The sequence below is a fragment of the Microvirga mediterraneensis genome (assembly GCF_013520865.1).
Taxonomy (GTDB): Bacteria; Pseudomonadota; Alphaproteobacteria; order Rhizobiales; family Beijerinckiaceae; genus Microvirga; species Microvirga mediterraneensis.
The window spans coordinates 1,305,090-1,330,000 of the sequence record NZ_JACDXJ010000001.1; the positions used below are offsets into that span (position 1 = coordinate 1,305,090).

Here is a 24,911-nt window from a genome sequence, read left to right on the forward strand (position 1 = left end):
GTTCTCCTTAGAGCACGCCGGCTTCGACTTTGAGCTTCTGGACCAGTTCGGCCACGGAGCCGACCTTCACGCCCGCCTTGCGGCCTCCGGGCTCGGCGGTCTTCACGACCTTCAGGCGCGGGGCGACATCGACGCCGAGCGTCTCAGGGCTCGTCTCGTCGAGCGGCTTCTTCTTGGCCTTCATGATGTTGGGCAACGACGCATAGCGCGGCTCGTTGAGGCGCAGGTCCGTGGTGACGATGGCCGGCAGCTTGAGGCCCACCGTCTGCAGGCCGCCATCGACCTCGCGGGTGACGTCGATGGAGCCTTCGCCGACATTGACCTTGAACGCGAAGGTGCCCTGCGGCCAGCCCAGCAGGGCGGCGAGCATCTGGCCGGTCTGGTTGGAATCGTCGTCGATCGCCTGCTTGCCCATGATGACGAGATCGGGCTTTTCCTGCTCGACCACCTTGGCCAGGATCTTGGCGACGGCGAGCGGCTCGACAGGGGCGTCGGTCTTGACCAGGATGCCGCGGTCGGCGCCCATGGCCAGCGCGGTGCGGATGGTCTCGCCAGCCTGCTGCGGACCGATGGAGACGGCGACGATCTCGGTGGCCTTGCCCTGCTCCTTCAGGCGCACGGCTTCCTCGACGGCGATCTCGTCGAAGGGGTTCATGGACATCTTGATGTTGGCCAGTTCCACGCCCGACCCGTCCGGCTTCACCCGGATCTTCACGTTGTAGTCCACTACCCGCTTCACGCACACCAGAAGCTTCATTCGTTTGTCCTCACCAAAGGTCGGATCCGGATATGGCCGAAAGCCAGCTCTCCGGACATATAGGAAAAAGGCGGATGGGAACCTAGAGCATCGGGCCGAAAAGTGGAAACCACTTTTCGGCGCCATCCGCTGCGGCGGCCGTTCCGGTCGTCAGCGCGGCGCCTGGAGTTCCTGCGCCTGGGCGCGGGCGAGCACGGGGTCGTACCGGCGGCGCATGAGGGGGATGAGCATGGCGCCCACAAGGAAGCCGCCGAGATGGGCGAACCAGCCCACGCTCTCGTCTCCGCCCAGAAAGGCCGAGGCGAGCTGCAGGGCGAACCAGAGGCCGATAGTCCAATAGGCCGGAAGGTGAAGGGGAATGCCCTTCAGGAACAGGCCCCAGATCTTCACACGCGGATAGAGGATGAGATAGGCGGCCACCACGCCCGATACGCCGCCGGAGGCTCCGATCAGGGGCCTGTGAGGCTCTGTGGTGATGAAGGCATGGGCCAGGCTCGCGGCCATCCCGCAGAGCAGGAAGAAGACGATGAAGCGGACATGCCCCATCGCGTCCTCCACGTTGTCGCCGAACACCCAGAGGAACAGCATGTTGCCGATCAGGTGGAACAGCGAGCCGTGCAGGAAGATGTTGGTGGCGAGCGTCATCTCGGCCGGGACGAAGGGATAGCCTTCCGGCAGGACCTCGGTTCCGAACAGGACCGACGGGATGAATCCGAGACCGCCCACCACCGCGTCCTCGCCGAGAGGCCCATAGAAGGTGAAGAGATAAGCGACCACGCAGATGCCGATCAGAAACCGCGTCGCGAGCGGCGTCTTCATGTTCTTGAGCGGGACGCCATCGTGAAGCGGTAGAAACATGGGTCCGATCCTAGCGCATCGTGCGGAAAAGTGGACCCGGTTTTCCGCTCCGAACGATGCGATCTTCAAGGGCGCATCGTGCGGAAAAGTGGACCCGGTTATGGGTTCGGTTCTCTAACGGTTCTGTCCGGGCACCCAGAGGACGTCGAGCGCGCCCTTGTCATTGACGTATCGGGACGCAACGAAAAGGAAGTCCGACAGACGGTTCAGGTACTTCACGGTTTCCGGAGACACCGTCTCGTCCGGCTTTTCCATGAGTTCCACCACAAGGCGCTCCGCGCGCCGGCAGACTGTGCGGGCGAGGTGGAGGGCCGCTGCGGCGGGAGTGCCGCCCGGGAGGATGAAGGAGCGCAGAACCGACAGTTCCGCGTTGAGCCGGTCGATCTCCTGTTCGAGTCGATCGACCTGCCCCTGCGTGATACGCAGCGGCTCATAGGGAAGGGGCTTGTCCGTCTCGATGGTGGCGAGATCGGCGCCGAGATCGAACAGATCGTTCTGGATGCGGCCGAGCATCGCGTCGATCTCGTGGCCTGCCGTGTGCAGGCGAACCAAGCCGATGCAGGCATTGGTCTCGTCGACCGTGCCGTAGGCCTCGATGCGCAAATCGAATTTCGGGCGACGTCCGCCGGCGGCGAGGGCCGTGGTGCCCTTGTCGCCGGTGCGGGTGTAGATGCGGTTGAGAACGACCATGCGAAACCCGAAGGTTGGACTTCAATCAGAACGAATACCCAACCCGCGCGCCGACATTCGTCAAGCCTCTATTCTCGTCGGAGCAGACGCCGCCATTGGAGAGATGTTCGACGGTCGCCATCACGCTCCAGTTGGCCGAGAGCCGAACGCCGACTGAACCCGATTCGCGGAAGAGGGGCGAACACCCGAGTTCCTGGCGGTGGGCCAGCGGATGATCCTTGCCGCTGTGAAAGGCACCGCCGATGCTGCCCTCGACGAAGATGTCGGGCGTGACGTCGACGGTCCAGGACAGGCCCGCATAGGCGAAGCTGGTCCGACCGTCGAAATTCAGGCTGCCGCCCACATGCGGACGGGGGATGAAATAGCTGGTGAAAAGGTCCGAAGCAGTGAACGGTTTCGAAAAAAGGATTTCGCCGGTGATGTTGGCGGAGCCGTCTTTTCCTTCCGGACCCCACGGATCCTGCGCGGAGAATCCAAAACGGAACTCCGACAGCAGGCTCGGCTGGGCTGAGGCCTGGGAGGAACTCGTTTGCCGCTTTTCGGAGCCTAGGACGCCCGACGTCCCCATGAAGAGGACGAGAAGGCTCATGCCTATGGCTGGGCTGATGCGCATCAAGAGATCCGTAACTGAATAAAAAATGAGGCCAACAGGCTATGCCGTTATGGCTAACGTTCTCTTAATACAAACCGTGGCGAAAAAGTGTCAATACGAAGGTGACGGGCGCCTCATGTGGCCGACAGGCACAGGTTTTTGCACCTCTCCAAACGTCATGTCGGAGCGTCATGCAGCGCGCCACCAGATCACGCCCATGATCACGATGATCGCCACGAACTGAAGCAGGACGCGCAGGCGCATGAGGTGCTGCGACCGATTGGCATTGCCGCCGCGCAGCATGTTGATCAGGCCCAGAAGCAGCACGAAGGCGACGGCCACCACGGCAATCGGCACAAGCAAGTCCACAAAACTCGTCATCTTGATTCCATCGAGAAGTTCGGGCGACCGTGGCCTGAACCCAGAGGAGAGGCAAGAGGGCCGTTTGCCCTCCTGTCAATTCCGCCGCAGCAGCCGCTCGAAATAATCGAGTTCTTCCTGCGGTCGGCTCGGATCGCCCAGCTTGCGCCGCAATTCTTCCAAGATCCGCTGCGCCCTTTGGGCGGGCGACTGGTTGGCGCTGGGAACGTCGACGCGGCCGTCGGAATAGTCCCGGTTCCGAGTGGGCCGTCCGAGAGGATCGGTGTCGCGCTGGCCCGCCTGCTGGTTGCCTTGCGGATTGCCCTGGCCGGGCTGGTCGCCGGCCTGTTCGTTCCCCTGGCCGTCGCCCTGCTGCATCTGTTGCATCTGCTGGGCCATGCCCTGCATGCCGCGCCGGAGATTTTCCAGTGCCCGGCCCTGGGCGTCCACCGCCGGGCCGTCCTGGCCCTGGCCCAGGGCGCCTTCGGCCTCGCGCATGGCCTGCTCGGCATCGCCCAGGCCCTGCTCGTTCTGCATGCCCATGCCCTGCATCCGGCGCTGCAGTTCTTCCAGCCTTTCCCGCAGAGCCTGCTGCCTCTGCCGCAAGCCTAAGGGATCCTGGTCCTGACCGCCCTGGCCGTTCTCGGCCTGATCCTGATCTTCGCCCTGCTGACCCTGCTGACCTTGCTGGCGCTGTCCCTGCTGACGCTGGCCCTGACGTTGCCCCTGGCGAGGGCGGTCGCCCTGCTGCATCCGGCGGTTCTGGCCGTCGCGGAAGGTCTCGTCGCGCAGGTTCTGCTGCTCGCGCGCCATGTCCTCCATGTCCTGCATGGCTTGGTTCATCTCGCGTCCGAGCGGATCGGTCATGCGGCTGTTGGGCTGGGCCGTCTGCAGATTCTCCAGGATGTTGCGCAGCTGCTCGAGCAGGCGCTGGGCCTCGGCCACGTCGCCCCGGCGCATGGCATCCTCCATCTGGCGCAGCATGCGGTTGAGGTCGTCCTGCGAGATCATCCGGTCCGGCGGCGTGCGCTGGTTCTGATCCTGGGATTGCTGGTTCTGCTGCATGCGCTGGGCGAATTCGCGCAGGAACTTGTCCATGGCCTGCCGCAGCTCGTCCGTCAGGCGGCGGATCTCCTCGTCCGGCGCATTCCGGTCCATGGCCTCCTTCAGGCGCTCCTGGGCGGCGCGCAGGTCCCGCTCGGCATCGGACAGGTTGCCGTCCTCGATCTGGAGCGCCATGGCCCAGAGCCAATCGGCCACATCGAGCAGCTCCTGGTCGGTCCTGGCGACGCGCAGGCGCTCCGCACCGGTCCGCAGGCCCATGAACACGCCCCATTGCGGCGTGTATTCCTCCGGGGCGATCAGCAGTGCGTCGAGCGCCACCTGCACGCGCTTGCGGTCGTCGGGTGCGAGCACGAGATTGCGCCGCTGTTCGACAAGCGCTTTGGCGAGAGGGTTGGTGAAGGGGCGCTGCGGCAGGGTGAAGGTGATCTTCTCGCTGAGCGCCTCCTGGCCGGCTTCGTCCTTGGCCTTGAGCTGGATCGTCACCGGCGCGCCGGCCCAGGCGTGGTTCGTGAGGTCGACCGGCGACTTGGTGTCCGGCGCGTTCTCCTCATGGCTTGGGAGGGCCAGGGTGAGCTGGGGAGCGGGGACGAGGGAGCGCCCCTTGCTGTTGTCGGCCTTCTCCACGATGCCGTCGAGCGCCACGATGCCGTAATCGTCCTTGCCCTTGTAGCTCAAGGTGAAGGTGCCGCGCGCATTGACCTCGGGCGGCGTGGTGAAGGCGATCTCGGGCAGCCGGTCGGGAATGGCCTCGATGGCGAGCGTCACGCTGTGCGCGAAGCCCGTGCTGACCGTCAGCTCGCTCGATCCGTCGAGGACATAGCGCTCCTCGCGCATGTCGGCGCGTTGGTTGGCCTTGGCCGGGAGGGGCGTCAGGCCCTTGCCCGGCGTGACCTCGGCGCTGCCCTCGCCGGCGATCCGGATCACCACGGTCGAGTGGATCGGGGCGCGCAGGTTCTGTCCCCGCGCCAGGTCGATCATCAGCGGCGGCGTGCGGGTATAAAGGGGCGGGTCGATCCAGCCATCGATGCGGAAGGACGGGGAGGCGGTCTCGATCTTCCGCCAGTCGAAGGCCGCGGCGAGCCGCGAGCCGATCTCCGGTCCCGCCACGAAGGCGCTCGCCACCAGGGCGAGAAGCCCTGCGGCTCGAAAGGCATAACGGTCGCGCTGCGGCATGTCGGGCCGGGGCAGGCCGACGCGCATGCGGCTGACGGCATCCTCCGCGCGCTTACGATGAAGGGCCCAGAGCGCTTTGGTGCCGGGATCGGCCGCGCCGAGGGCCAGCGTATCGTCGAGGACGCGGGCCGGGCCGTGACTCAGGCCCGTGTCGCGGTCGAGCCGGTCGAGTGCACGCGTCCGGCTGGGCATGCGCAGGCGAAGAAGCGGCCAGAGCGACAGGAGGAAGGCCAAAGCGAAGAGGCCCAGGCCGATGGAGCGCCAGAAGGGCGTGAGATCGAGCCAGAGCCCGAGCCAGGAGAGGGTAAAGAACAGGAGCACGATGGCGAAAGGCAGCCAGAGCCGAGGCCAGGCTTCCTCCCACCAGAGGGACCAACGCGCATGAGCGACCAGGCGCCCGAACCGCTGGTTCAGGGGGCTGCGTCCCGGCGACGGGTTCGGGCCTTCGCTCATGCCAAACATCTCCCGCTGCACGGAATGTGCAGTGACCCCCGGTTGAAAAAGCTAGCACGCGAGACCCGGATGACCAGCGGTCAATTGCGCGCGGAGCTTCAACAAGAGGTGAGCGGTCAAACCCTCAATCGTTCAGATGGCGCGTTGTTCGAGGCAAATCGGAGATTCGCGCGAGCGAAAGACCGCGTGTCGGTTCCGAAATGGTGGCTCTCAAGCCAGCCAGTCCGGGACCCGGTCGAGCCCGATCAGCTCTTCGTAGGTCGGGCGCGGGCGCACCACGGCGTGGTCCTCGCCGCGGACGAGCACCTCGGGCACGAGACGCCGGGTGTTGTAGGTGCTGGCCTGGACCGCCCCGTAGGCGCCGGCGGTCATGATGGCGATGAGGTCGCCGGCCTTGACCTCCGGCATGTCCCGGGAGAGGGCGAGATAGTCGCCGGTCTCGCAGACGGGGCCGACCACGTCGGCGACGATGCGCGGCGTATCGGGCGTGGCCTCTGCGACCGGCTTGATGTCGTGATGGGCTTCGTAGAGCGTCGGACGGATGAGGTCGTTCATGGCGGCATCGACGATCACGAAGGGCTTGTCGGCACCCTGCTTGACGTAGATGACACGGGCGACGAGCACGCCCGCATTGCCGGCGATCAGGCGGCCCATCTCGAAGACGAGCTTGAGGCCGAGATCCTTGGTGTGGCGCTTGATGATCGCCGCATAGGCCTGCGGATCGGGCGGCGGTTCGTTGTTCTCGCGATAGGGGATGCCGAGGCCGCCGCCGAGATCGATATGGTGGAGCTTGTGCCCGTCGGCCATCAGGTCCCGGGCCAGCTCGGCCAGAAGGGCGGTCGCGTTGTCGTAAGGGGCCAGATCGGTGATCTGGCTGCCGATATGCATGTCGACGCCGGTGACAGCGATCCCCTTGAGCGCCGCCGCCCTCGCATAGACCTCCCGGGCCCGGGCGATGGGGATGCCGAACTTGTTCTCGGACTTGCCGGTCGAGATCTTGGCGTGGGTCTTGGCGTCCACGTCCGGGTTGATTCGGATCGACACGGGCGCGCGCGCGCCCTTGGAGAGCGCGACCTCGGACAGCGCCTCGAGTTCCGGCTCGGATTCCACGTTGAAGCAGAGGATGCCACTGTCGAGGGCGAAGGCCATCTCGGACCGGGTCTTGCCGACGCCCGAGAACACGATCCGCTCGCCCGGGACGCCGGCGGCCAGCGCGCGGCGCAGCTCGCCCTCGGACACGATGTCCATGCCGGCCCCGAGGCGGCCGAGCGTCCTGAGCACCGCCTGGTTGGAATTGGCCTTCATGGCATAGCAGACCAGGGCGTCCGTCTCGGCGAAAGCCTCGGCGAAGACCCGGTAGTGCCGCTCCAGGGTGGCCGAGGAATAGCAATAGAACGGGGTTCCTACCTCGTCCGCGAGGCGGCGCAGATCGACGCCCTCCGCGTGGAGGACGCCGTCACGATAGGCAAAGTGGTGCATCGCAAAGCCTAGAGCAGCGGGTCGAGGATAAACGGCTTGTCCGGGATCGTGTAGCCCCGGTTGGCTTTGGAGCGTGGGGTGCCGACCGGGGAGGGCAGGGCCGTATCGCTCGCCGGCACCTGGGTCTGGGTCTCGGCCGCCTGGGCGGAGGCATCCGGCGGCGGCTCAAGGGCGCCGCGTCGGCCGCAGGCGGTCAGACCGAGGACGAGAAGGCCCGCAACCACAACCGCGCGGGGAAAAGTCAGGCTGGACGACATTACAAGCTCCGAAACGTGGCCGCACCATAGCGGGAAGCGTTTGAGGATGCGAGAGGCAAGGTGTGAGAGACAACAGGCCCCTTGCTCAACGCTTTCGTGATGGGTCAACGGTCGCGTTTTGGACGCAAGGGCTTGAGGCCCGCGCGAAAAAGCGCCACATCAACGGCCATGTCGAACGCAGTGAATTCCCGGAAAAGCTGGCTTCTCGGTCTCGGTGCTCTTGCCGTTGCCGCAGGCGCGGGGGCGGCCTGGTATGGCCTTGCGCCCCGTGATCCCATGGCGGCCGGCGTCGCCGAATGCCGTGCGTCGCAGCCCACGGCCGAGCGCCTGAAGCCGCTCGCCAAGGGTGAGGTGGCAGCCGTCGGGGTGAGCCATGCCCCGAAGCCTCCGCCCGTCATCGCCTTCAACGGCCCCGAGGGGCAGCCGATGAGCCTGTCGGACTTCAAGGGCAAGACGATCCTGGTCAATCTCTGGGCGACCTGGTGCGTGCCGTGCCGCCAGGAAATGCCCGCCCTCGACAAGCTCCAGACGGAGCTGGGCGGCCCCGATTTTCAGGTCGTCGCCATAAACGTAGACACCCGCAACCGCGAGAAGCCGAAGGCCTGGCTGCAGGAGAACGGCATCCGGAACCTGGCCTATCACGCGGATCCCGAAGGCAAGCTGCTGCAGGTGCTGCAGAAATCCGGCCATGTGGTCGGCCTGCCGACCACCTTCGTGATCGATGCGGCGGGCTGTGAGGTCGCCCTGCTGAAGGGACCGGCCGAATGGGCTTCGCCCGATGCCGTCGCGTTCATGAAAGCGGCCCTGAATCGCTCCAGATCGTCAGGCCGCGTAAAGCTGGACGGGAGCCTCGAAGCCTTTCAGGCGATACTCCCGCCCTTCGCCTTTGACCGTGTCGCGCCCGGCCCTGTCGTAAACAGCCTGAGTGACTAGGATTTCACCCGTTGCCGCCGCGGCCTGGGCGCGGGCGGCCGTGTTCACCACGGGGCCGATCGCGGTCAGGTCGCGATGCGAACGGCCGAATTCCCCGAAACTCGTCACCCCCGAGTCGATCCCGATCCCGACTCCGAGATCGGTGTCGCCAAGGGCCGCATGGTCTGAGAGCAAAGTCTTGCGGCGGATCTCGCAGCGGCGCAGGATCTCGCGCCCGGCCCGAACCGCCTGCTCGGCATGGTTCGGCTGCTGGATGGGGAAATTGAACAGCGCCATGACGGAGTCGCCGATGGTCTTGTTGAGCAGGCCATCATATTCCCAGATCGCCTCCGCGCATTCGTCGTAGAAGGCATCGAGCAGAGATGAGACCGCGTCGGGCGGGAGCGACCGAGACAGGGTCGTATAGCCCCTGAGGTCCGCGAAAAGGACGGAGACGTCGACGGGAATCTTGCGGGCCTTCATGATCCGCGTGAACATGAGCTCGCAGACCGTGCAGGTATTCGGGTTCATCCGGCTTGGGCGAATGCCGAAGATGCGGAAAGGCACGGAAGCCGGCCCCCGGAGAGGCACGGGAATGTGCAGCTGCTGCCAGCAACCCTTGCAGATCCTGGAATGGACGGGCGCCATGGGTGAGCCCTTCAAGATCGCAGCGGAACCGACCCGACGGGCGGAGTGATCCGGCTGCCCGTCGCCGCATGAGGATGTCGGCCCCATAGGGTACCACCGCCCACGGGAGCGGCCAACAGTCAGGCGGGAAAGGCCCCGCCGCCGTCGGGAAGTCCGATCTCGCCGGAAAAAGCCGGTTTCGAGAGGCGCCAGGGGCGGTCCATGGCGGTGCGGGCCTCGCCGCGCCGGAGCCGACGCGGGGTGCCGTCCGCCAGGATCTCCTCGATCACCAGGAAGCCGAGGGCCTGGAGCATGACGGCGGCCGCCTTCGTGGCCCGGTCGTCCGACCGGACCGAGAGCGATCCCGCGGCATAGATCCGCTCCATCAGGCTCCTGGGATGATGAGCCACGGCCTTGCGCGGCTTGAAGGCGACGACATTCGTCTCGGGTTCGACCATGGAAAAAGCCCCTTCTCGCCGCTCCTTTTTATTCTGTGACGAGCGGCTCTTCTGTTGCGTTCAGCACAGTTATTGTGCCGGAAGCTGAGCCGGTTGAGGAATGCGACATAACACGCCCCCTTCCCCGCAAGGGCGCAAACGAAAAGGCGGGGCCATGCCCCGCCTCGGTTCGGACGAAGCAATCGCCGTCAGGCGCTCTGCTGAACCTGGATGCCCTTGTCGGCGAAGAGCTGCTGCAGCTCGCCGGCCTGGAACATCTCGCGGGTGATGTCGCAGCCGCCGACGAACTCGCCCTTCACGTAGAGCTGGGGAATGGTCGGCCAGTTGGAATAATCCTTGATGCCCTGGCGGATGGTCTCGTCCTCGAGGACGTTGACGCCCTTGTAGGGCACGCCGAGGTAGTTGAGGATCTGGACCACCTGACCCGAGAACCCGCACATGGGGAATTGCGGCGTGCCCTTCATGAACAGCACGACGTCGTTGGACTTCACTTCGTTGTCGATGATCTGGTTGGCGTCAGCCATGGATGTCTCCTTCGTCCGGGCGGTCAAGGCGCCGGGCTTGTCTCAATTGTCGGGTGCCACGGTCGTCAATGCAAGGGCGTGAAGCACGCCCCCCATGCGTCCTTGCAGCGCTGCATAGACCATCTGGTGCTGCTGGACCCGCGACTTCCCCTTGAAGGCCGAGGAGGTGACGGTGGCGGCATAGTGATCGCCGTCGCCGGCGAGGTCCTTGATCTCGACCACCGCGTCGGGCAGCGCGGCCTTGATCATGCTTTCGATTTCACGGGAATCCATCGGCATGGATCAAACTCCTTATGACTTGCCGGTCATGTATTCCGGCAGCCAGGCTTCGTGCGCTGCCTTCAATTGCTTCACGGATATGGCCTGCTGGCCTGGCAGAATCAACGCGTCGCCCCCCGTGACGCCCAGGGTCACGGCCGGAATGCCGACGGCGCCGGCCGCGTAGAGGATGTCGGCGGCCGCGTCCTCGTCGACGGCGACGAGGTAGCGGGCCTGATCCTCGCCGAAGAGGAAGGCATGGAGGGGCAGGCCCTCGGGAACGGCCGTGATCTCGGCGCCCACATTGCCGGCGATGGCCATTTCGGCGAGCGCAAGGGCGATGCCGCCGTCCGAGACGTCGTGGACGGTCTTGACCTGACCGGAGCGGATGAGCTGGCGCACGAAGTCGCCGTTGCGCTTCTCCTGGGCCAGATCCACCGGCGGCGGAGCGCCTTCCTCCCGGCCGCAGACGTCGCGCAGGTAGATCGACTGGCCGAGCCAGCCCTGGGTCGCGCCGATGAGGATGATGGCCTCGCCCTCCTGCCTGAAGGCGATGGAGGCGTTGACCGTCACGTCGTCGAGGAGTCCGACGCCGCCGATGGCCGGGGTGGGCAGGATGCCCTGGCCGTTGGTCTCGTTGTAGAGCGAGACGTTGCCGGACACGACCGGGAAGTCGAGCGCCTTGCAGGCCTCGCCGATGCCCCGGACGCAGCCGACGAACTGGCCCATGGATTCGGGACGCTCGGGGCTGGCGAAGTTGAGGTTGTCGGTGAGGGCGAGCGGCAAGCCGCCGACCGCCGTGATGTTGCGCCAGGCTTCCGCCACCGCCTGCTTGCCGCCCTCGAAGGGATCGGCCTCGCAATAGCGCGGCGTCACGTCGGTCGTCAGGGCCAGGCCCTTCGGGCCGTCCTCGACGCGCACGATGGCGGCGTCGCCGCCGGGCGTCTGGACCGTGTTGCCGAGGATCAGGTGGTCGTACTGCTCCCAGACCCAGCGCTTGGAGCACTGGTCCGGCGAGCCGACGAGCTTCAGGAGCGCCTCGGCTTCCGACATCGGGGCCTTCACGCTGTCGGGCGCGATCACCGGCTGCCGGGGGCTCTCGACCCAGGGACGGTCATAGAGCGGAGCCTCGTCGCCGAGTTCCTTGATCGGGAGATCCGCCTTCACCTCGCCCTGGTGCTTGATGACGAAGCGGAGCGTATCGGTGGTCTTGCCGATGACGGCGAAATCCAGGCCCCATTTGTGGAAGATGGCCTCGGCCTCCTTCTCCATGCCGGGCTTGAGCACCATGAGCATGCGCTCCTGGCTCTCCGACAGCATCATCTCGTAGGCGGTCATGCCCTCCTCGCGGCAGGGCACCTTGTCGAGGTCGAGCTCGATGCCGAGATTGCCCTTCGCGCCCATCTCGACCGCCGAGCTTGTGAGGCCGGCCGCGCCCATGTCCTGGATGGCGATCACCGCGCCGGACTTCATGAGTTCGAGGCAGGCTTCGAGCAGGAGCTTTTCCGCGAAGGGGTCGCCGACCTGGACCGTCGGGCGCTTCTCCTCGGACGCGTCGTCGAATTCGGCCGACGCCATGGTGGCGCCGTGGATGCCGTCGCGGCCGGTCTTGGAGCCGAGATAGACGATCGGGTTTCCGACTCCGGTGGCTTTCGCGTAGAAGATCTCGTCCGTGCGGGCGAGGCCGACCGCCATGGCGTTGACCAGGATGTTGCCGTTGTAGCGCTTGTCGAAGCCCACAGAGCCGCCGACGGTCGGCACACCGAAGGAATTGCCGTAGCCGCCGATGCCCGCCACCACGCCCGAGACGAGGTGAGGGGTTTTGGGATGATCCGGCTCGCCGAAACGCAGGAAGTTCAGCGACGCGATGGGGCGCGCCCCCATGGTGAACACGTCGCGCAGGATGCCGCCGACGCCCGTCGCCGCGCCCTGGTAGGGCTCGATGAAGGACGGGTGGTTGTGGCTCTCCATCTTGAAGATGCAGGCCAGCCCATCGCCGATATCGATCACGCCCGCGTTCTCGCCTGGACCCTGAATGACCCAGGGAGCCTTCGTGGGCAGGCCGCGCAGGTGGATGCGGGAGGACTTGTACGAGCAATGCTCGTTCCACATGGCCGAGACGATGCCGAGCTCGGTCATGGTCGGCTCGCGGCCGATCAGGTTCACGAAGCGCTCGTATTCATCGGGTTTCAGCCCGTGCTCCTTGACCAGCTCCGGGGTGATGGCGACGTCGTTGCGGATCATCGGGGTCTCGCGATTGGTAAGGATCAGGCGGCGCGGGGGAAGGACGACACGAGGCTCTCGAACAGGCCGCGCCCGTCGGTGCCGCCCACGAGGTCTTCGATCAGGTTCTCCGGATGAGGCATCATGCCGAGCACATTGAGCTTCTCCGAATAGATGCCCGCGATCGCGTTCATGGAGCCGTTGCGGTTGGAATCCGCCGTGATGTGCCCCTGCGCGTCGGAATAGCGGAAGGCCACCAGACCTTCGCCCTCGAGGCGCTTCAGGGTTTCCTCGTCGGCCGTGTAGTTGCCTTCGCCATGCGCCACGCAGACATCGATCGCCTGACCCTTGGCATAGGCCCGGGTGAAGGCGGTGTCGTTGCGCTCGACGCGCAGGAACTGCCGGTGGCAGATGAACTTCAGGTTGGCGTTGCGCATCAGGATCCCGGGGAGAAGCCCGGACTCGCACAGGATCTGAAACCCGTTGCAGATGCCGAGCACGAGGCCGCCCCGGGCCGCGTGCGCCCGGACCGCATCCATCACGGTGGCGCGGCCGGCGATGGCGCCGCAGCGCAGGTAGTCGCCGTAGGAGAAGCCGCCCGGCAGGACCACGAGATCCGTGCCCTTCGGCAGCTCGGTCTCGGCGTGCCAGACCTTCTCCGCCTGGGACCCGGCCGATGTGAGCGCCCGCAGCACATCGCCTTCGCGATTGGAGCCGGGGAAGACGATGACGGCAGATTTCATCAGTTCATCCTTCTAACGTCATGGCCGGGCTCGTCCCGGCCATCCACGCCTGACGGCGCGGCAAAAACGTGGATGCCCGGAACGGGTCCGGGCATGACGGTCAGGTCAGTTCGACGCGGTAATTTTCGATAACGGTATTCGCCAGCAGCTTCTCGCAGGCGGCCTTGAGCTGGGCTTCGGCCTGGGCCCTGTCGGAGGTTCCGAGCTCGATGTCGAAGACCTTGCCCTGGCGGACCCCGTCGATGCCTTCGACCCCAAGGGATTTGAGGGCGCCTTCGATGGCCTTGCCTTGGGGGTCGAGAACGCCGTTCTTGAGGGTCACGGTGACACGCGCTTTCATAGGGGCCTCGGGCTGTTGAGATTTGGCCAAGGCCATAAAGAATTTAGCCGCAAGAGACAACGGGCTTGAAGCACGATCCGGTGAAGTGGATGCCGGTTCAGCGAAAGATCGTGCGGCCGGCTCGATCAGCCTAACTCTATGAGCCTAATTCGCGGGCGGCGACTTCCTTGGCCCTTTCGCGCACGGCATCGGGGGCTTCGCCGATCGCCAGGACGACCTCCAGGTCGCTTCCGGACCGCCGCCCGAGGGCTGCTCCATAGGCCGGCCGCTTGCCGCCGTCGGACGGGGCGAGTTCGATGGCGAAGCCGGGATAGGGAGAATCCTTGAGACGCTCGACGCTGATCCGGGTCTTCACCGGCTTCTCCCGGCCTGCGGGCGAGCGCAGCGCCCGGGCGAGGCGTTCAGGGTCCTTCAGGACGGCGTCCGTGATGTCCGCGTCCTTGCCCGTGAGGCGAATGACGCTCACGGCAAGGCCCGGGCTGCATTCCGGCGGAGCGCAGAAGGCCAGCGCGATGGGCTCGGCCCGGTCCTCGGCCAGCCACTTCCGTAAAGGCAGGGCATCCCAAGGAGGACCCGAGGGCAGGCCCGCGACCTGACGGGGAAGATAGCCGCAGCTCGCGACCGCCAGGCCGAAGGTCAGGACGAGCAGGCTGGAACGCAACAGGCGAAATGGCATGGCCCATCTATGCGCGAAACCTGTCCGGAGGGAAATGGGCAGAAGTCGGAATCTCCATGTCCTTCCTCCGCGCTTCGCGGCCTTCCGGACATGAGACCCTCCACGTCATCATTGGCTCGTGGCGCTCTTCCAATCGGGATGGCCGGTACGAGGCCGGCCATGACGGGCGGTGCTGATCCGTTCGTGTCAAAGAGCCAGCACCTTGGGGCCCGCAGCTTGCGCTGCGAGCCTTTCAGGGTTCGAGGGTGGCGCGTCGGGCAGCCCGGCTCGCTCGTGTGTGTTGATGGAAGAGCCGGACGGCCGCTTCGCGCACGGTTCTTTTCAGGTGGACCAGCTGGGGAGCCCCCAAGGTCGACCTCCCGCGACCACAGGCGTGCGAGGCCTGCGGCGGGACCGTGCCTGCTCTCACTCTTGCGACGCCTCGCGAGCGCGCCCCTCGTCAGAGCAGATCTAGGGCAACGATATAGCCAAGGTTACTCGCCCTGTCAAGAACAAAGTAAGAACATAACATCGCCTCGCACCCGGAGCCCTCCTCCTGAGGAGCCGCGCAGCGGCGTCTCGAAGGATCGTCCAGGGCGCCTCCAGTACTCTCCAGCCCCTCCTTCGCGACGCCACGGCGTGGCGCCTCAGGATGAGGCCGGAGGGTGTTGGCCCGGCAGGACGGGGATGGCCGCAACACGTGCGGCCATGACGGAGAGCTTCCCCTGGCCGTCATCTCGGGTCGCTTCAGCGGAACCCGCATGATCCAGCAAAAAGCCCGGCGCTGAGGCCGGGCTTTCGGGTCGTTAAAGGGCAGGCCGCTTACTGCACGAGGCGCGGACCGCCCGTGACCGGGTTCTCGTTCTCGGCCAGGATGCCGAGGCGCCGGGCGACCTCGGAATAGGCCTCGACCAGCCCGCCCATGTCTCGGCGGAACCGGTCCTTGTCGAGCTTGTCCTTGGACTTGATGTCCCAGAGGCGGCAGGAATCCGGGGAGATCTCGTCGGCGACGACGATGCGCATCAGCTCGCCTTCCCAGAGACGGCCCGTCTCCAGCTTGAAGTCGACGAGACGGATGCCGACGCCGAGGAAGAGGCCGGACAGGAAGTCGTTGACCCGGATGGCGAGCGCCATGATGTCGTCGATCTCCTGGGGCGAGGCCCAGCCGAAGGCGGTGATGTGCTCTTCCGACACCATCGGGTCGTTGAGAGCGTCGTTCTTGTAATAGAATTCGATGATCGACCGCGGCAGCTGCGTGCCCTCTTCGATGCCCAGGCGGGTGGCCAGCGAGCCCGCCGCCACGTTCCGCACCACGACCTCGAGGGGGATGATCTCCACTTCGCGAATCAGCTGCTCGCGCATGTTCAGGCGCCGGATGAAGTGGGTCGGGATGCCGATGTCGTTCAGATGCTGGAACAGGTATTCCGAGATCCGGTTGTTGAGCACGCCCTTGCCGTCGATCACTTCATGCTTCTTGGCATTGAAGGCGGTCGCATCATCCTTGAAGTGCTGGATGAGCGTACCGGGTTCCGGGCCCTCATAGAGGACCTTCGCCTTGCCCTCATAGATGCGACGGCGACGATTCATAGGGGTGTACCGTGGTTTGAGAAAATCCATTTGCCGTGGCTCCTGGGGATGTTCATTTTTTAGATCCGCGGCTGGCGTTTAAGCGCGGCTGTTGACCGGCGCTCCGCTTGAAGGGGCAACCTATCCGATCCCTCGGGCAAGCACAACGCGGGGAGAATGGGCTGCAATTCTGCAACCTGCCGAAAGCACCATTTGAAAGATGGGGGGTGTCTGGCATCCTCGCGAGTGCGCCCTTATATCGCATGAAGCACAGCCAAGGAGAACAGGGCCGATGACCACATTCGACGACCGCAGGGACGCCTTCGAGAAGCAGTTCGCCCATGACGAGGAGTTGCGATTCAAGGCGACGGCGCGCCGCAACAAGCTGTTCGGCCTCTGGGTCGCCGAGCGCCTGGGCAAGACGGGCGCGGACGCGGAAGCCTATGCCAAGAGCGTCGTTCTCGCCGATTTCGAAGAGGCGGGCGATGCGGATGTCCTGCGCAAGGTCAGCCAGGATCTCGAAGGTGCCGGGCTGTCCATGGCCGAGCCCGAGCTGAGGGCCAAGCTCATCCAGTTCACCGAACGAGCCGTCGAGGACATCAAAGCGGGCCGGTAACGGCCCGCCTTCAGCCGCAAGTCTTCTGAATTTCCAAGAACAGCCTGCCGAAAGGGCATCATGCCGACCCATCCATCGTTTTCCGAGCGGCTGAAAGCCGGTTCTCCCGTCCTGACGGCCTGGTGCGGCATGCCGGACCCTTCCGTAGCCGGGCTCCTGGCCCAGGAGGCCTTCGATGCCGTCGTCATGGACCTGCAGCACGGCTCCATCGACTTCGCGGCCGCGCTTCAGGCGGTGCCGTTGATCGCGGCCGCGGGAAAACCGGCCCTCGTCCGCGTCCCGGTAGGCGATTTCGCTTCCGCGTCGCGCTTCCTGGATGCGGGCGTGTCGGGCGTGATCGCGCCCATGATCAACACGATCGAGGATGCCAGGCGCTTCGCCGCCTTCACGAAATTCCCGCCCATCGGGGAGCGCAGCTGGGGTGCCTACGGGGCCTTGTCCCTGACCCGGCTGGAGCCCGGCGCGTATCTGCAGCAGGCCAATGACCTGACCGTCTCCTTCGCCATGGTGGAGACCCGGGAGGCGCTGGCCATCATCGACGACATCCTGGCGGTGCCGGGGATCGACGGCGTCTTCATCGGCCCGTCGGACCTCTCGATCGCCCTCTCGGGAGGGAGGAGCGTCAATCCCACCGGCACCGAGGTCGAGAAGGCGCTCGACCACGCGCTCGCTCGCGTGAGGGCTGCCGGCAAGGTCGCGGCCATCTATGCCGGGTCGGGCGTGCGGGCGGCGGAATTGTCGGCCAAAGGCTTCCACATGGTGTCCATCGGCAGCGACATCTCGATGCTCATGGCCGGAGCCCATGCGGCTCTTTCAGCCGCCCGAGATTAGAACCGTTCGGGGCGCAAGGGCATCATACGGGAGCGCCCTCGCGGGATTTGCCCTTGCGGTAATAGGCCCAGAGCATCTTGGCCGCGACGCCCCGCCAGGGGCGCCAGGTCTCGGCCAGGGCGGCGAGCGTCCTGGTGTCCGGCCGCTCCTCCAGCCCGTAGGCGAGGCGGGCCGCCTCCTGCACGGCCAGATCGCCGCCCGGAAAAGCGTCCGGGTGCCCGAGGCAGAACAGCAGGTAGACGTCGGCCGTCCAGGGGCCGATCCCCTTCACCCGGGTGAGGAAATCGTGGGCCTCCTCGGCCGGGCGGTTCTGCAGCTCGTCGAGGGGAAGCCTGCCCTCGGCGATGTCCGTCGCCAGGCCACGCAGGGTCCTGACCTTGCCGGCGGACAGCCCGGCCGCCCGCAGGGTCTCATCGGAAAGCCGCAGAAAGACGTCAGGCGTCGGAGGTTCGAGGACCTGCCGCAGGCGGTTCCAGATGGCGGTCGCGCTGGCGGTGGAAACCTGCTGGCCCACGACGATCCAGGCGAGCCCCTCGAAACCGGGCGGCCGCCTGCGCAATTGCGGCGTGATCCCGCTCTCGGCCAGCCTCGCCATCACCGGGTCCGCCAGAGCCAGCTCGCTCAAGCCCCTCTTGAGAACCGCGTCCGTTTCGAGGAGGGTGGCCATTCCTTCGCATCCCTTGTTCGCAGGCTCCCGTGACGAAGCCGGTTTTTCGATTCGCTCCCAGTCCCAACGGACGGCTTCACCTGGGCCATGCCTATTCCGCCCTGCTCAACGCCGACTTCGCCCGCCGCTTCGACGGTCGCTTCCTCCTGCGCATCGAGGATATCGATATCACACGGTGCCGGCCCGAATTCGAGGCCGCCATCTACGACGATCTCGCCTGGCTCGGCCTGCGTTGGGAAGAGCCGGTCCGCCGGCAATCGGACCATTTCGCCGATTATCGCGCCGCCTTCCAGAGGCTGAAGGGCCGGGGAGCGGTCTATCCGTGCTTCTGCACCCGCAGGGATATCGCCGAGACGATCGCCTGCCGGGAGGCGGAGAGCGGCGAGACGTGGCCCCGCGATCCCGACGGCGCGCCGCTTTATCCGGGCACCTGCCGGGCCATGCCGGCCGGCGAGGCCGGGCGCCGGATCGCGGCCGGCGCGCCCCATGCCTGGCGCCTCGATGGGGCGGCGTCGGACAGGCTCGCGCCGGGACCGCTCCGCTTCCGTCGCTTCGAGCGGGACGGCCGTGAGGATGCGGTCACTGCGCAACCCCGGCGCTGGGGCGATGCGGTGATCGTCCGCAAGGAGATCCCGACGAGCTATCATCTCTCCGTCGTCGTGGACGATGCGCTCCAGGGCATCACCCATGTGGTCCGCGGCCAAGATCTCGAAGCCGCGACCGACCTCCACGTGCTGCTCCAGTCCCTGCTGGATCTGCCGACGCCCCGCTACCATCACCATGGCCTCCTGCTCGATCCGGAGGGCGACAAGCTGGCGAAGAGCCGCCGGTCGAAGTCCCTGGCGGAGCTGCGCGAGGAGGGGGCGACGCCGGAGGCCATCCGGCGGCGGCTCGGATTTTAGAGCATCGGACGTGACTTCGAAGCCGCGTCCGATGCTCTCAGTTTTTGCTTTCCCGCATCTTTCCACGCAAAACCGGTTCCCACTTTTGCGCCCGATGCTTTAGCCGACGCCCAGCACGGAGAGCCAGGCCAGGGTCGTGCCCAGGGCGAGGAAGGTGGACAGGGTGATGGCGCTCGAGGCGAGGGCCACGCCCTCTCCATATCGCTCGGCGAACAGATAGGCGTTGATGCCCGAAGGGCAGGAGGCGAAGAGCACCGCGACGCCGGCCCAGACCGGCGGCACGTGGAAGACCTGCGTGGCAAGCAGCAGAACCAGCAGGGGATGCACGACGAGCTTGAGGAACGAGATCACGGTCGGCAGCTTCCAGCCCGTCTGCAGCCCGTAGCGGCGGAGCGCGATTCCCATGGAGATCAGCGCGCAGGGAACCGCGGCGCTCGCCAGGAGATCCATGACCTGCCAGGCCGGGGCAGGCACATGGGCGGCAATGGGGCGGCAGGCCGATCCGGCCAGGATGCCGACGACGATGGGATGGGTGAGGAGGCGGCGCAGGATCAGCAGGGGAGAGGCCTGGCGTCCCTCGGCCAGGATCGTCGCCAGGGTCATCGTGACGGGGAGATGAACCGCGATCAGGAGAAAGAGCGGAACGGCGCCCTCGTCTCCATAGGCCTTGAGGATCATCGGGACGCCGACGAAGACGGTGTTCGCCTGTCCGGCCGAGAAGCCGGCGACGACGCCGGATACGCCCTTGATGCCGAAGAAGCGCCGGCCGATCATGGTGGCCAGGAGCCAGACGACGCCCACGCCGACGAAATACGAAATCCAATATCCCCAGGGCTGGACCGCCGGGATCTCGGCCCGCACGAGGGTGCGGAAGATCAGGCAGGGGAGGGACAGGGTGAAGACGAATTCCGACAGGCCTTCGCCGGCCCGTTCGGAAATGAACCCTGTCTGGCGCGCGACATAGCCGATGCCGATCAAGCCGAAGACCGGCAGCACGATCGCGAAAAGCTCAAGCATAGGCTCTATCGCAACTCGGCTCGCTGGGAGAGCGCCGCGGAGGCGACGCTGTGGGCCATCAGTTCGTCGACCTGCTCGCGCTGGCGCTTGAAGTCCACCAGCCCACGGCCTTCGAGCTCCCGTCCGCGCGGCAGGCGGATCTTGAGGGGATCGACGAAGCTGCCGTTGATGAGCACCTCATAGTGGAGATGAGGACCGGTCGACAGACCCGTGCTGCCCAGATAGCCGATGACCTGACCCTGCCGGACCCTGATGCCCTGGGCCATGTTCTTGGCGAAGCCCGACATGTGGGAATAGGTCGTCACATAGCCGTTGGCGTGCTGGATCTCGATATGGCGTCCGTAGCCCGATTTCCAGTCGGCAAAGCGGATGGTGCCGTTGCCTGCGGCAAGGATCGGGGTGCCGACCTTGTTGGCCCAGTCGATGCCCGTATGCGGCCGCGAATAGCCGAGGATCGGATGGAAACGCGACCCGAATCCCGAGCGCAGGATGCCGTCCGAGATAGGTTTGCGGATCAGGAATTTCTTGAGGGAGCGTCCCGCTTCGTCGAAAAAGTCGATCGTGCCGTCCTCGCCCTGGTAGCGGTAGACGCGGCGCGCCTCTCCTCCCACGGTGAGCGAAGCATAAAGGATCTCGGGCGCTCCGCTCTCGTCGTCGGAGCCGTAGAAGACTTCGAAGGAATCGCCCTGCGCGACGCGGCGCTGGAAATCGACGTCGTAGCCGAAGATCCGCACCAGCTCGTCCACGCTCTCCCGGGGGAGCTCGTTCTTGAGCGCCGTCTCGTAGAGGCTCTCGTAGAGCCGCGCGCCGCCGCGCCCGTCATCTTCCTCCTCGTCCTCGGAAGCTTCGGCCATCTGCCGGTTCCGCTCGTCGGCCGGGGGCGTCACCGACACGAAGACGCCGCGATCGTTGGTGGCGGCGATCCCCTCGATGCCCCGTTCCCCGAGCGTGATCACGCGTACGATCTGCCTGGGATCCCCGAGACGGGGGCCGGGCGCGATGAGGATGCGCAGCCTCTGGCCTTCGCCCATTCCGTCGACCTTGATGCGGGCGGCCAGGGCCGATGTGATGGCGGCGATCTGCTCGGGAGTGCCCCCGTAGCTGCGCAGAACGGTCTCGAGGGTTTCGCCCTTCTTGAGAACGACCTCACGCTCTTCGAAGAGGGGCGCCATGGCCCGCTGCTCGACCTTGGGAAGGTCGGTCACGTTCTCGGGAACGACCCGGACCTCGATCGTGCTGAAGGGAGCGTCGACGACACGGGCATAGCCGAGAGCATCGCCCAGGCCATCCGGCTGGCGCAGGGTTCGGGACAGCATCTGCTGGGCGGGGATCGGCACGGACGTCCGGCGCCCGGCCTCGTTGAAGACCCGCCGCTCCTCTTCCAGGATCGCCAGCACGTCGCCATCCGTCAGGGAGGGGGCGCTCGCCGCGATGGACACCAGGGCAAGGTCGCGCCTGAGGACCGACACGTCCGCGTCGGCGACCTCCGGGGGCGGCTCGACGCGCTGCTCGTCCATTCCCTCGGCGAAGAGGCGCATGGGGTTGAAGGGCGGAATGTCCGACGCATAGGTGCCGGCGGTCAGGGATAGGTTCGTGGCGACGCGCACGAAGTTGCGGACCTTGATCGCCTCGCGATCGCCGATGCGCATCGTCATCGGGGCCTTGAAGCTCTGCCGGGCGGAGGACGTCAGCTCCGTCATGTTGAGCCGGTCGGCCTTGCGGGCCACGTTCGAGGACCGTTCCTCGTCGGGCGCGAAGGTGGACCGGGACCCGAGGGCGGCACGTTCCGGGGGGAGGGCCGAAATGGCCGCGCCCTGGAGGGCGACATGAATGGAAGCCCCGATCAGGACCGCACCCGTGACGCCGGTCAGGACGCTCGCGCCGAGCCAGCGCAGGTTCACCTCCCTCTTGTCGACCTCCGGGGCCGCGCTTCCGCTGGTGTTGAGCGGCGGCTCATGTCCGAGATCGATGCCGGACGACAGGCGCGAGGCTTCCCTGCGGAAACCCTTGGCACGGCTGTCATCGGGAGGAAGCTGACTCATATGTCTCTGTCTGATGTCGATCGGGGTGGGTTGCTGTCACAGACACCAGAGGCCATCTAGCACACGAGACGACAACCGCACATATCCATAGATAAGCTTGGTCGGCGCGCCAACTCTCCGGCAAAGGAGGTTCGGGGAAAAGAGCGCCTTCGCGGCCCTGCTTCATGCCGCACTGTGACCGCAGTGAGGCAGGTCGGAAAATACCTGTGCGGCAGGGGGACGGCGGTCGAAAATCGACCGGCTGTCAAAAAAGTTTCACAAGCACGTTGACAGGCGAAACGGGTTCGGCCTATATACCGCCCATCGACGCCGCCGCTGACGCGAACGGCGCCCAGATCTTCCACAGAAACCGGGCTGTTGGGCCCGACTTCGGTCGGGAACAAGCACTGTTCTGCGGAAGTCTGTTTTTATCGGTGGCATCGAAAGATGTCTTGTTCTTTGACATTGTTGAGAGGGAAGAGAAGCGTAGGCGGCGGTGTCCTTGCGCCGGACCTTTTGGTTCGGGTGAATAGACATCGACCCGTTCTATGCTTTGATTGGTGAGTACACCGCTTCAGGGCGACCTGGAGTGAGATGGACTCTGTCAATTTGCGTAGTGACGACAGTCGAGATCAAATTCTTCAACTTGAGAGTTTGATCCTGGCTCAGAACGAACGCTGGCGGCAGGCTTAACACATGCAAGTCGAACGGGCCCTTCGGGGTCAGTGGCAGACGGGTGAGTAACGCGTGGGAACGTGCCCTTCAGTTTGGAATAACCCAGGGAAACTTGGGCTAATACCGGATACGCCCTTTGGGGGAAAGATTTATCGCTGAAGGATCGGCCCGCGTCTGATTAGCTGGTTGGTGAGGTAATGGCTCACCAAGGCGACGATCAGTAGCTGGTCTGAGAGGATGATCAGCCACATTGGGACTGAGACACGGCCCAAACTCCTACGGGAGGCAGCAGTGGGGAATATTGGACAATGGGCGCAAGCCTGATCCAGCCATGCCGCGTGAGTGATGACGGCCTTAGGGTTGTAAAGCTCTTTCGCACGCGACGATAATGACGGTAGCGTGAGAAGAAGCCCCGGCTAACTTCGTGCCAGCAGCCGCGGTAATACGAAGGGGGCTAGCGTTGTTCGGAATCACTGGGCGTAAAGGGCGCGTAGGCGGCTTTGTAAGTCGGGGGTGAAAGCCTGTGGCTCAACCACAGAATTGCCTTCGATACTGCGAGGCTTGAGACCGGAAGAGGTTAGTGGAACTGCGAGTGTAGAGGTGAAATTCGTAGATATTCGCAAGAACACCAGTGGCGAAGGCGGCTGACTGGTCCGGATCTGACGCTGAGGCGCGAAAGCGTGGGGAGCAAACAGGATTAGATACCCTGGTAGTCCACGCCGTAAACGATGAATGCCAGCCGTTGGCGAGCTTGCTCGTCAGTGGCGCAGCTAACGCTTTAAGCATTCCGCCTGGGGAGTACGGTCGCAAGATTAAAACTCAAAGGAATTGACGGGGGCCCGCACAAGCGGTGGAGCATGTGGTTTAATTCGAAGCAACGCGCAGAACCTTACCAGCCTTTGACATGTCCCGTATGAGGAGTGGAGACACACCTCTTCAGTTCGGCTGGCGGGAACACAGGTGCTGCATGGCTGTCGTCAGCTCGTGTCGTGAGATGTTGGGTTAAGTCCCGCAACGAGCGCAACCCTCGCCCCTAGTTGCCAGCATTTAAGGTGGGCACTCTAGGGGGACTGCCGGTGATAAGCCGCGAGGAAGGTGGGGATGACGTCAAGTCCTCATGGCCCTTACGGGCTGGGCTACACACGTGCTACAATGGCGGTGACAAAGGGCAGCGAACCCGCGAGGGGGAGCTAATCCTCAAAAGCCGTCTCAGTTCGGATTGCACTCTGCAACTCGAGTGCATGAAGGCGGAATCGCTAGTAATCGTGGATCAGAACGCCACGGTGAATACGTTCCCGGGCCTTGTACACACCGCCCGTCACACCATGGGAGTTGGTCTTACCCGACGGCGCTGCGCCAACCGCAAGGAGGCAGGCGACCACGGTAGGGTCAGCGACTGGGGTGAAGTCGTAACAAGGTAGCCGTAGGGGAACCTGCGGCTGGATCACCTCCTTTCTAAGGACGATCTCTTATGAGAAGGCTTCTCGCCTGCTCTATCGGATCGCTTGGAACAAAGAGCTTCAGTCAGAAGCTCATTCTGCGGGACGCTGCCGTCTTCGCTTCTCTTCTCAATTCCGGAACACATCGGTCGGGGTTGGCGCGGATGCCGCGCCTTGCTTCGATTGGGGCCTGTAGCTCAGGTGGTTAGAGCGCACCCCTGATAAGGGTGAGGTCGGACGTTCGAGTCGTCCCAGGCCCACCATTTTGGGGAAGCCTCAAGCGCCGGCAGGGACGTCCGTCCCTTTGGCTGTCCGCCGAAACGTCGGCGGCGCCCGGTCGGGCTTGCGACGCTCGCGCGTCGGTCCTGGCGCCAGCTCTTGCGAAGGCCGACCGGCCGCCGCGCCCCATGGCGCGGGAAGCCAAGAAAGCGGACGCTTTCGCCGGCGTCTGAGGCCAAAGCCAAAACGGGGCCTTAGCTCAGCTGGGAGAGCGGTAGCTTTGCAAGCTTCAGGTCGTCGGTTCGATCCCGACAGGCTCCACCATTTTTTGTGTTCTGGAAGTCCATAGGCCATGACCTTGTTCATGGCCGTGGATCGTCAAAGGAATTCGTGCCCTCCCCTTGGGGGTGAGCGGCGCGGATGTTTGAAATCGTAAAGAGGCAGCATCTTCGACCAGCGGACGACCTAGTTCCGCGCACCAGCCCCGGCCCGCAGCCGGGAGCGTCGGAGATGCTTGGCAAGCAAAATCGTCTT

General features: G+C 65.2%; 24 protein-coding genes, 2 tRNA genes and 1 rRNA gene. 7 read left to right on the plus strand and 20 right to left on the minus strand.

Annotated features, from left to right (window positions below):
* Nucleotides 1-7: 7 nt before the first annotated feature.
* The 8 genes from H0S73_RS06145 to lptM form a co-directional block, all read right to left on the minus strand.
* Nucleotides 8-757, minus strand: coding sequence for an electron transfer flavoprotein subunit beta/FixA family protein (locus tag H0S73_RS06145; RefSeq protein ID WP_181051328.1), 750 nt, complete (start codon nt 755-757; stop codon nt 8-10).
* A gap of 150 nt (nt 758-907) precedes the next feature.
* Nucleotides 908-1,615, minus strand: a complete 708-nt coding sequence (locus H0S73_RS06150) for a rhomboid family intramembrane serine protease (protein WP_181051329.1) — start codon at nt 1,613-1,615, stop codon at nt 908-910.
* A 114-nt stretch (nt 1,616-1,729) separates the two neighbouring features.
* Nucleotides 1,730-2,305 (minus strand): cob(I)yrinic acid a,c-diamide adenosyltransferase, encoded by a 576-nt coding sequence (locus H0S73_RS06155; protein WP_181051330.1) that lies wholly within the window; start codon nt 2,303-2,305, stop codon nt 1,730-1,732.
* Nucleotides 2,306-2,330: 25 nt separating this feature from the next.
* Nucleotides 2,331-2,918, minus strand: coding sequence for an acyloxyacyl hydrolase (locus H0S73_RS06160; RefSeq protein WP_181051331.1), 588 nt, complete (start codon nt 2,916-2,918; stop codon nt 2,331-2,333).
* A gap of 168 nt (nt 2,919-3,086) precedes the next feature.
* Nucleotides 3,087-3,278 carry a twin transmembrane helix small protein gene (locus H0S73_RS06165; protein WP_009763302.1) on the minus strand — a complete coding sequence of 64 codons (192 nt, stop codon included), beginning with the start codon at nt 3,276-3,278 and terminating at the stop codon, nt 3,087-3,089.
* Nucleotides 3,279-3,353: 75 nt separating this feature from the next.
* Nucleotides 3,354-5,948: a TIGR02302 family protein gene (locus H0S73_RS06170; protein ID WP_181051332.1), complete on the minus strand. Its 2,595-nt coding sequence runs from the start codon at nt 5,946-5,948 to the stop codon at nt 3,354-3,356.
* A gap of 210 nt (nt 5,949-6,158) precedes the next feature.
* Nucleotides 6,159-7,427 (minus strand): diaminopimelate decarboxylase, encoded by a 1,269-nt coding sequence (gene lysA / locus H0S73_RS06175; RefSeq protein ID WP_181051333.1) that lies wholly within the window; start codon nt 7,425-7,427, stop codon nt 6,159-6,161.
* 8 nt (nt 7,428-7,435) lie between these two features.
* Nucleotides 7,436-7,684, minus strand: coding sequence for an LPS translocon maturation chaperone LptM (gene lptM / locus H0S73_RS06180; RefSeq protein WP_181051334.1), 249 nt, complete (start codon nt 7,682-7,684; stop codon nt 7,436-7,438).
* 168 nt (nt 7,685-7,852) lie between these two features.
* Between lptM and tlpA the strand changes: the two genes are divergently transcribed.
* Nucleotides 7,853-8,617 (plus strand): thiol:disulfide interchange protein TlpA, encoded by a 765-nt coding sequence (gene tlpA, locus H0S73_RS06185; protein ID WP_181051335.1) that lies wholly within the window; start codon nt 7,853-7,855, stop codon nt 8,615-8,617.
* Here tlpA and H0S73_RS06190 read toward each other — a convergent pair.
* The 9 genes from H0S73_RS06190 to purC all read right to left on the minus strand — a co-directional run bounded on the left by H0S73_RS06190 (nt 8,507) and on the right by purC (nt 16,041).
* Nucleotides 8,507-9,244 (minus strand): adenylate/guanylate cyclase domain-containing protein, encoded by a 738-nt coding sequence (locus H0S73_RS06190; RefSeq protein WP_181051336.1) that lies wholly within the window; start codon nt 9,242-9,244, stop codon nt 8,507-8,509. The two genes, tlpA and H0S73_RS06190, sit on opposite strands and share 111 nt — an antisense overlap.
* Before the next feature lie 119 nt (nt 9,245-9,363).
* Nucleotides 9,364-9,681, minus strand: a complete 318-nt coding sequence (locus H0S73_RS06195; RefSeq protein ID WP_181051337.1) for a hypothetical protein — start codon at nt 9,679-9,681, stop codon at nt 9,364-9,366.
* A gap of 188 nt (nt 9,682-9,869) precedes the next feature.
* Nucleotides 9,870-10,205, minus strand: coding sequence for a Grx4 family monothiol glutaredoxin (gene grxD / locus H0S73_RS06200; protein ID WP_009763309.1), 336 nt, complete (start codon nt 10,203-10,205; stop codon nt 9,870-9,872).
* Nucleotides 10,206-10,247: 42 nt separating this feature from the next.
* The gene (locus H0S73_RS06205) at nt 10,248-10,484 is read right to left on the minus strand and encodes a BolA family protein (protein WP_009763310.1); all 237 of its coding nucleotides are present in this window, start codon (nt 10,482-10,484) and stop codon (nt 10,248-10,250) included.
* A 12-nt stretch (nt 10,485-10,496) separates the two neighbouring features.
* The gene (gene purL / locus H0S73_RS06210; protein ID WP_181051338.1) at nt 10,497-12,707 is read right to left on the minus strand and encodes a phosphoribosylformylglycinamidine synthase subunit PurL; all 2,211 of its coding nucleotides are present in this window, start codon (nt 12,705-12,707) and stop codon (nt 10,497-10,499) included.
* Nucleotides 12,708-12,730: 23 nt separating this feature from the next.
* Nucleotides 12,731-13,429 (minus strand): phosphoribosylformylglycinamidine synthase subunit PurQ, encoded by a 699-nt coding sequence (purQ, locus tag H0S73_RS06215; RefSeq protein WP_181051339.1) that lies wholly within the window; start codon nt 13,427-13,429, stop codon nt 12,731-12,733.
* A gap of 100 nt (nt 13,430-13,529) precedes the next feature.
* Nucleotides 13,530-13,769 (minus strand): phosphoribosylformylglycinamidine synthase subunit PurS, encoded by a 240-nt coding sequence (gene purS / locus H0S73_RS06220; protein WP_181051340.1) that lies wholly within the window; start codon nt 13,767-13,769, stop codon nt 13,530-13,532.
* A 136-nt stretch (nt 13,770-13,905) separates the two neighbouring features.
* On the minus strand, nt 13,906-14,445 hold the full coding sequence (locus tag H0S73_RS06225) for a hypothetical protein (RefSeq protein ID WP_181051341.1): 540 nt from the start codon (nt 14,443-14,445) through the stop codon (nt 13,906-13,908).
* A gap of 801 nt (nt 14,446-15,246) precedes the next feature.
* The gene (gene purC / locus H0S73_RS06230; RefSeq protein WP_009763315.1) at nt 15,247-16,041 is read right to left on the minus strand and encodes a phosphoribosylaminoimidazolesuccinocarboxamide synthase; all 795 of its coding nucleotides are present in this window, start codon (nt 16,039-16,041) and stop codon (nt 15,247-15,249) included.
* 241 nt (nt 16,042-16,282) lie between these two features.
* On the opposite strand from purC, the gene H0S73_RS06235 reads away from it, so the two are divergent.
* Together H0S73_RS06235 and H0S73_RS06240 are read left to right on the plus strand one after the other, a co-directional pair.
* Nucleotides 16,283-16,606 carry a DUF1476 domain-containing protein gene (locus tag H0S73_RS06235; protein ID WP_181051342.1) on the plus strand — a complete coding sequence of 108 codons (324 nt, stop codon included), beginning with the start codon at nt 16,283-16,285 and terminating at the stop codon, nt 16,604-16,606.
* Nucleotides 16,607-16,666: 60 nt separating this feature from the next.
* Nucleotides 16,667-17,437 carry an HpcH/HpaI aldolase family protein gene (locus tag H0S73_RS06240; protein WP_181051343.1) on the plus strand — a complete coding sequence of 257 codons (771 nt, stop codon included), beginning with the start codon at nt 16,667-16,669 and terminating at the stop codon, nt 17,435-17,437.
* Nucleotides 17,438-17,459: 22 nt separating this feature from the next.
* Here H0S73_RS06240 and H0S73_RS06245 read toward each other — a convergent pair whose 3' ends face one another.
* Nucleotides 17,460-18,104 (minus strand): DNA-3-methyladenine glycosylase family protein, encoded by a 645-nt coding sequence (locus H0S73_RS06245; RefSeq protein WP_181051344.1) that lies wholly within the window; start codon nt 18,102-18,104, stop codon nt 17,460-17,462.
* 29 nt (nt 18,105-18,133) lie between these two features.
* On the opposite strand from H0S73_RS06245, the gene gluQRS reads away from it, so the two are divergent.
* Entirely contained in the window at nt 18,134-19,006 is an 873-nt protein-coding gene (gluQRS, locus tag H0S73_RS06250; protein WP_181051345.1) for a tRNA glutamyl-Q(34) synthetase GluQRS, read from the plus strand.
* A 99-nt stretch (nt 19,007-19,105) separates the two neighbouring features.
* Here gluQRS and H0S73_RS06255 read toward each other — a convergent pair whose 3' ends face one another.
* Both H0S73_RS06255 and H0S73_RS06260 read right to left on the minus strand, forming a co-directional pair.
* Nucleotides 19,106-20,023, minus strand: a complete 918-nt coding sequence (locus tag H0S73_RS06255) for an AEC family transporter (protein ID WP_181051346.1) — start codon at nt 20,021-20,023, stop codon at nt 19,106-19,108.
* A 5-nt stretch (nt 20,024-20,028) separates the two neighbouring features.
* Complete coding sequence (locus H0S73_RS06260) at nt 20,029-22,065, minus strand: M23 family metallopeptidase (protein WP_181051347.1); 2,037 nt, start codon at nt 22,063-22,065, stop codon at nt 20,029-20,031.
* Between the two features lie 621 nt (nt 22,066-22,686).
* Between H0S73_RS06260 and H0S73_RS06265 the strand changes: the two genes are divergently transcribed.
* From H0S73_RS06265 to H0S73_RS06275, 3 genes are all read left to right on the plus strand, one after another.
* A 16S ribosomal RNA gene (locus H0S73_RS06265) occupies nt 22,687-24,174 on the plus strand.
* Between the two features lie 170 nt (nt 24,175-24,344).
* Nucleotides 24,345-24,421, plus strand: a tRNA-Ile gene (locus H0S73_RS06270).
* A gap of 204 nt (nt 24,422-24,625) precedes the next feature.
* A tRNA-Ala gene (locus H0S73_RS06275) sits at nt 24,626-24,701 on the plus strand.
* The last annotated feature ends 210 nt before the right edge of the window (nt 24,702-24,911 follow it).